The 6,288-nt window shown below is 70.6% G+C and carries 6 protein-coding genes; 4 read left to right on the top strand and 2 right to left on the bottom strand.

Annotation, left to right across the window (positions count from 1 at the left end):
- Positions 1-229: 229 nt before the first annotated feature.
- Positions 230-607 (bottom strand): phage holin family protein, encoded by a 378-nt coding sequence (locus E4099_RS27560; protein ID WP_135341841.1) that lies wholly within the window; start codon positions 605-607, stop codon positions 230-232.
- A 48-nt stretch (positions 608-655) separates the two neighbouring features.
- Between E4099_RS27560 and E4099_RS27555 the strand changes: the two genes are divergently transcribed.
- From E4099_RS27555 to thiC, 4 genes are all read left to right on the top strand, one after another.
- On the top strand, positions 656-973 hold the full coding sequence (locus E4099_RS27555; protein WP_135341840.1) for a cupin domain-containing protein: 318 nt from the start codon (positions 656-658) through the stop codon (positions 971-973).
- A 166-nt stretch (positions 974-1,139) separates the two neighbouring features.
- Positions 1,140-1,352: a DUF5326 family protein gene (locus tag E4099_RS27550; RefSeq protein WP_135341839.1), complete on the top strand. Its 213-nt coding sequence runs from the start codon at positions 1,140-1,142 to the stop codon at positions 1,350-1,352.
- A gap of 706 nt (positions 1,353-2,058) precedes the next feature.
- Entirely contained in the window at positions 2,059-2,496 is a 438-nt protein-coding gene (locus tag E4099_RS27545; RefSeq protein WP_135341838.1) for an SsgA family sporulation/cell division regulator, read from the top strand.
- A gap of 658 nt (positions 2,497-3,154) precedes the next feature.
- A complete protein-coding gene (gene thiC / locus E4099_RS27540; protein WP_135341837.1) occupies positions 3,155-4,954 on the top strand; it encodes a phosphomethylpyrimidine synthase ThiC in 1,800 nt (599 codons plus the stop codon).
- A 237-nt stretch (positions 4,955-5,191) separates the two neighbouring features.
- Here the strand turns inward: thiC and E4099_RS27535 are convergent.
- On the bottom strand, positions 5,192-6,288 hold a 1,097-nt coding region (locus E4099_RS27535), incomplete at its 5' end, for a metallophosphoesterase (RefSeq protein ID WP_425348279.1).

Raw genomic sequence — 6,288 nt, 5'->3', positions numbered from 1 at the left:
CTTCCCACCCTCCCCGCCGGCTCCGTTCCCCGCGCCCGGGGCTTCCCGCTTGCGGGCTGACGCGTCGGCCGGGGCCGCCACCATTCCTGTACCCGGTCCGGTCCACTGTGACGTGTACCGGTTCCTTCCACGGTTGCCCGTACCGGCCGGATCCACCGGCCCGTGAGGACCGGGCCCCGCGCGGCGGTGCGTGCCGGACGGATCCCGTGCGCTGGTCCCCCGTACCCGGTCAGTCGTCGTCCGGCAGCGCCGCGTTCAGGGCCCAGGAGACCACCGAGACGATCAGCGCCCCGACCACCGCCGTGCCGAAGCCCTCGACATGGAAGGAGAGGTCGAACTTCCCGGCCAGCCAGGAGGTGAGCAGCAGCATGAGGGCGTTGATCACCAGCGTGATCAGACCCAGGGTGAGGATGAAGAGCGGGAACGACAGCAGCTTCACCACTGGCTTCACGATGGCGTTGACCACCCCGAAGAGCAGCGCCACCAGGAACAGGCTGAGGATGGTGCGGCCGGTGTTGTCGCCGGTCAGCGTGATGTCCTTGAGCAGCCAGATGGCGACCGCCAGGGCTCCCGCGTTGGCGAGCGTCTTGACTACGAAATTCCGCATGTTGTGATCGTGGCAGACCACACCGGCGGATCAAGAGGTGGGAGAGGGATGAAGGCTTTCCGGCTGGACGAACTGGAGGCGGAGCGGGCCGCCAATGACGGCGCGTACCTGCAGTTCCTGCGGGAACGGAACATGTCGGTCGGGCTGTACGCGCTGGACGCGGGCGCCAACGACCCGCAGCGTCCGCACGCCCAGGACGAGGTCTACCTGGTGGTGAGCGGCCGGGCGTCGATCACCGTGGGCATGGAGACCACCGAGGTGGCGCGCGGGAGCGTGGTGTACGTACCGGCCGGGGTGGCGCACCGGTTCCACCACATCAGCGAGGACCTGCGGGTCGTGGTGGTGTTCTCTCCGCCGGAGAGCTGAGGCGCGGCCCCCCACCCCGTAGGGGGAGGGTCAGGGGAGTACGGGGGTCGGCGGGGCCCCCGGTTTTCCGCCTGCCGCCCTAGCATCGAGGAGTGGGGGGAAAGCCCACCAGACGACGGGCCGGTCCGGTCAGGTAGCCAGGGCCGGCGGAAAGCAGGGACCGACAGTGGCCGCGAAGCGCATATTCCAGGGCTTGCCATGGTGGGTGACATGGATCGCCGTGCCGGGCCTCGTCCTCGTGGTGTTCGGCGGCTTGATCATGAGCGTGGTCGGCTTCGTCGCCGCGGTGGTCTTCCGGCTGCTCCTCCTGGTGGCCCTGATAGCCGGTTTGATCTACGTCGTGCGCAAATTCACCTCTTCGTCCAGGGGTGACTGGTAACCGTAAGCGACGTCCCTCGCGCGGTACGCCGCGTGAGGGACATGGCGCACCCATCAGGCGCCCCAAGGCATTACTCCCGTTAGAGTGCGAGCCCGACGTCCTCCTCGGCGTCTGCCTCGCAAACACACCCCGGGGGTGCCTGTTGGCGACAGCGAAGGTGGGTGCGGTCCCTGAACCGGCCCTGAACACCTGGGTGCGGCGTGCGCCGCACCCACGGCAGGCCGCCGGATTCGCTCGGGTAACCGCTGCCGGGGCCGCCGCCGGGCTCATCGAAGCCTTCCTCGGGGCCGCCGCGGCCCCCGGGCCGGCCGAAGCCTCCTCCGGGGCCGTCGCGGCCCCCCTCGGAGCGGTCCGGTCGAGCGGCCCGCCCTTATCGCGGTCCGGCCGCCGTCCAACGCGCCGCCGCGCGCCATCGGTCGATTCCGGAACGAACCCGGCGCCGAGCATCTTCGATCACGGCGGGTCCAGCGGCGGCGGCGATGGCGATTTCCGTACCCTGCAACACAGTGGAACGACTCCGGACCGCGATGGATTCGCTACGCTCCAGAGTCGGTCACGCCATCAGCTCTCTCTCGTTCTCAAGCAGTATCTGAAAACCCACTCCTTGTGGTCCGCCGGAAGGTCGGTGGACCATGTTGTCAAGAGGGCCATGGGGTCCAAACCTGGCCATTCCCAATCGAATCCGGGGCGGCGAACGATGCGAGACATGCACGACACAGTCCAGGCGGAAGTGACGATGTCCTTCGTGGTCTCCCAGGACCTGTCCTTCCGTATCCCGGTCGAGCTGGCGTACCGCGGCAATGATCCGTACGCCGTCGAAATCACCTTCCATCTGCCGGGTGATGCCCCTGTGACCTGGGCATTCGCCCGCGAGCTGCTGCTCGATGGACTCAGTGGGCCGACCGGGGAGGGGGATGTGCACATCGCCCCCGCCAACTCCGAGGAACTCTCCGACGTCTTCATCCGGCTCCAGGTGGGCGGGGAGAGCGCGCTGTTCCGCGCGGGGACCGCACCCCTGGTCGCCTTCCTCGACCGCACCGACCGGCTGGTGCCGTTCGGGACCGAACGGGACGCCGGCGACCCGGTCGCCGACCTCGACGCCGTACTGGACCGCATCCTGGCCGAGGACCGGTACGCCGGCTGATTCCCCGGAGATTCCCGGAGTTCCTGAAGTTCCCGGAGTTCCCGGGCGTGCCCGTGCGGTCGCCCGGGCGCTCCCCGGCGCGGAATCGGTCCGGCGCGGAATCGGTCCGGCGCGGGGCGTGGCGCGGGGTGTTGTGCCGCCGGGCGGTGCGGGTGGGCGCGGTCGCGCCGGCCCGGCGGGTGTGCCGGCGGGGGCGCGGTGTGCGGTCAGCGGCCTGCGACCCCGCTCGGTCGTGGCGCCGCGCCACCCGGTTCGTCCGCGATCGTGAACGGCGGCAGCGGTGTCCGTGCGGCGCCCACAGGGGCCAGGACCAGGGTGCCGGCCGCTGAGGCGCCAGGGTCCCGCCCGATCCGCATCGCAGATGCATACACTTTGCGCCAACCCGTGGAGGGCTGGGCTCGCTTGGACTCCCCGGGCCGCCGAGACCCGGGTGCCCCTCCCGCCGCCCGCCGGGGGGCCTCTGTTCAGCGCGCCCGGGGACCCGTTAGCCTCGTGTCACCTTTGCAATCGCGGGAGCTCGGAGCACCGGGCTGAGAGGGCGCTGAACTCCGTACGGAGCGCGGCCGGTGGACCGCCGCCGGCACTTCGGACGTACGGACACCGCTGCGTCGACCGCTGAACCTGTTACCGGGTAATGCCGGCGTAGGGAGTGGGTCTGATGACCTTGCAGAACGCGCACACGTCTGCCGTGCCGCAGGAGCCGAGTGGCCGCCGCACCGTCGGCTGGCACAAGGACCATGTGACCGGTGACCGTCCGGACCTGAGGGTTCCGGTGCGGCGCGTGCACCTCACCAACGGCCAGGACGTGGTGCTGTACGACACCTCCGGCCCGTACACCGACCCATCGATCGAGACGGACGTACGGCGTGGCCTGGCGCCGCTCCGGGAGAACTGGATCACCGCACGAGGCGACACCGAGGAGTACCCCGGGCGTCCGGTGCGCCCCGAGGACGACGGGATCAAGCACACCGCCCCGCGGGGCGGCCTCAGGAACCTGGACGCGGTCTTCCCCGGCCGGCCCCGGCGGCCCCGCCGCGGCCGGGACGGGACCGCGGTCACCCAACTCGCCTACGCCCGCCGGGGCGAGATCACCACCGAGATGGAGTTCGTGGCGCTGCGCGAGAACGTCTCCCCGGAGACGGTCCGCGAGGAGATCGCCGCCGGTCGCGCGGTGCTCCCCGCCAACGTCAACCACCCGGAGTCCGAGCCGATGATCATCGGCAAGCGGTTCCTGGTGAAGGTGAACGCCAACATCGGCAACTCCGCGGTCACCTCCTCCATCGAGGAGGAGGTGGAGAAGATGACCTGGGCCACCCGCTGGGGCGCGGACACTGTCATGGACCTCTCCACCGGGCGCAACATCCACACCACCCGTGAGTGGGTGCTGCGCAACTCCCCCGTGCCGATCGGCACCGTCCCCCTCTACCAGGCCCTGGAGAAGGTGGACGGCAAGGCGGAGGAACTGACCTGGGAGATCTACAAGGACACCGTCATCGAGCAGGCCGAACAGGGCGTCGACTACATGACGGTGCACGCCGGTGTGCTGCTGCGCCATGTGCCGCTGACCGCCCGCCGCAAGACGGGCATCGTCTCCCGCGGCGGATCCATCATGGCCGCCTGGTGCCTCGCCCACCACCGGGAGAACTTCCTCTACGAGCACTTCGAGGAGCTCTGCGAGATCCTCGCCGCCTACGACGTCACCTACTCGCTCGGCGACGGCCTGCGCCCCGGCTCCATCGCGGACGCCAACGACGAGGCGCAGTTCGCCGAGTTGAGGACCCTGGGCGAGCTCAACCGGATCGCCAAGCGGCACCATGTGCAGACCATGATCGAGGGCCCGGGGCACGTCCCGATGCACAAGATCAAGGAGAACGTGGACCTCCAGCAGGAGACCTGCGAGGAGGCGCCGTTCTACACGCTCGGCCCGCTCACCACGGACATCGCTCCCGCCTACGACCACATCACCTCCGGCATCGGCGCCGCGATGATCGCCTGGTGGGGCACCGCGATGCTCTGCTACGTCACCCCCAAGGAGCACCTGGGCCTCCCCGACCGGGACGACGTCAAGACCGGCGTGATCACCTACAAGATCGCCGCCCATGCGGCGGACCTGGCCAAGGGCCATCCCGGCGCGCAGCACTGGGACGACGCGCTCTCCGACGCCCGCTTCGAGTTCCGCTGGGAAGACCAGTTCAACCTGGCCCTGGACCCGGAGACGGCCCGCGCGTTCCACGACGAGACGCTGCCGGCCGAGCCGGCCAAGACCGCGCACTTCTGCTCCATGTGCGGTCCCAAGTTCTGCTCGATGAAGATCTCCCAGCAGATCCGCGAGGAGCACGGTGACGGCTCCACCGCCGTGGCCGGCGCCTACGACGCGGAGGCCCTGGCGGGCATGCGCGCCAAGTCCGAGGAGTTCGCCGCCGGAGGTAATCGGGTGTACCTGCCCGTGGTGGACTGACCCGGCGCCACTCGCCGCGACCGCCCTCCGGAGCCCGTGCCGGCACCGTGGACGCTCTGCCGTCTTCCGCGGGCTCGGGCTCTCGGGGGGAGGTGCGCGGACGGCGTGCATCGCACGTCACCTCTGCCTCGGAGCGAAACACGGTCCGGGTGGAGAAGTGTTCAGGGGAGTTCACTCATGAGGGGACAGCGGTGGCGTGCGTCCCACGTCGGGGGGGGCAACGGAGGCGGCGAATCCTCAGTCGTCCAGCGGCAGTTGGCAGACCAGGAGCTTGCCGGCCATGGTGACGCCGCCGTCCATCGCGATGACCAGGTCGTCGGCGTAGACGTGCGGGCCTTCGACGGCCGGGGTGCCGTTGTCCTCGCCGTCCTCGGAGCCGACCTCGCCGAGCAGGTAGGGGATGGGGCTGTGGCCGTGGACCAGCCGCCGGCCGCCGTAGGCGGACAGCAGCTCGCGGGCGGCGACGGGGCCGGCCTCCTCGTCGCGGAAGGCGAAGCGCTTGGTGAACTTGCGGAACAGGTCCCAGCACTCGTCCGCGTCACTGCGCTGGAGGGCCTCGGTGACGGCGTCGTTGACGTCCTCGATGGAGTCGCCGTACTCCAGATAGGCGGTGGTGTCCGAGTGCAGGAGCAGATGGCCGTCCTCCTCGGCGATCGCGTCCAGCCGGGACATCCACTGGAGGTGGTGGTCCTGGAGCCGCTCCATGTCGGTGCGCTGGCCGCCGTTGAGCAGCCAGGCGGCCTGGAAGGAGGCGGTGCCGGCACCGGAGTTGACCGGGGTGTCGCCGAAGCGCTTGGCGCCGATCAGCAGCAGCTCGTGGTTGCCCATCAGAGCCTTGCAGTAGCCACCCGCGGCGGCGGCCTGGGCGGACAGCTGCATCACCAGGTCGATGACGCCGATGCCGTCCGGTCCGCGGTCGGTGAAGTCGCCCAGGAACCACAGCCGGGTGTTGCCCGCGGCCCAGTCGCCCTGCTCGTCGATGAGCCCCTCGGCGGCCAGCGCCTCGCGCAGCTCGGTGTGGTAGCCGTGCACGTCGCCGACCACGTACAGCGGTCCGGGACCGTCCGGCTCGGCGGCGGCGCGGGCGGGGTCGGGGACCGGGGTGAGGGTGACCGTGGGGCGGTCGTCCGGACGCACCAGCGGCCGGTCGATCAGCGTGTGGCCGGGCCCCATGGCCGGCAGGTTCCGCTCGGTGGGGGTGTACTGCGGGACCTCCGACGGCTGCGGGGGATGGCTGGAGGTGGCCATCGGCGCGGAGGGGGCGTACGGGCGCGGGCGCACCGGCGGTGCCACGGGAGTGGTGGCGTGCTCGGCTGCGGGCGGGGGCGCGGGCG

The organism is Streptomyces palmae, assembly GCF_004684805.1.
Lineage (GTDB): Bacteria > Actinomycetota > Actinomycetes > Streptomycetales > Streptomycetaceae > Streptomyces > Streptomyces palmae.
Note: the sequence above shows the minus strand (reverse complement) of the source record. Positions and strands in the feature narration are given on the sequence as shown.

Coding starts and splice junctions, on each gene's coding strand:
- E4099_RS27560 (WP_135341841.1), bottom strand. CDS start 607: ATGCGGAATTTCGTAGTCAAGACGCTCGCCAACGCGGGAGCCCTGGCG.
- E4099_RS27555 (WP_135341840.1), top strand. CDS start 656: ATGAAGGCTTTCCGGCTGGACGAACTGGAGGCGGAGCGGGCCGCCAAT.
- E4099_RS27545 (WP_135341838.1), top strand. CDS start 2,059: ATGCACGACACAGTCCAGGCGGAAGTGACGATGTCCTTCGTGGTCTCC.
- thiC (WP_135341837.1), top strand. CDS start 3,155: ATGACCTTGCAGAACGCGCACACGTCTGCCGTGCCGCAGGAGCCGAGT.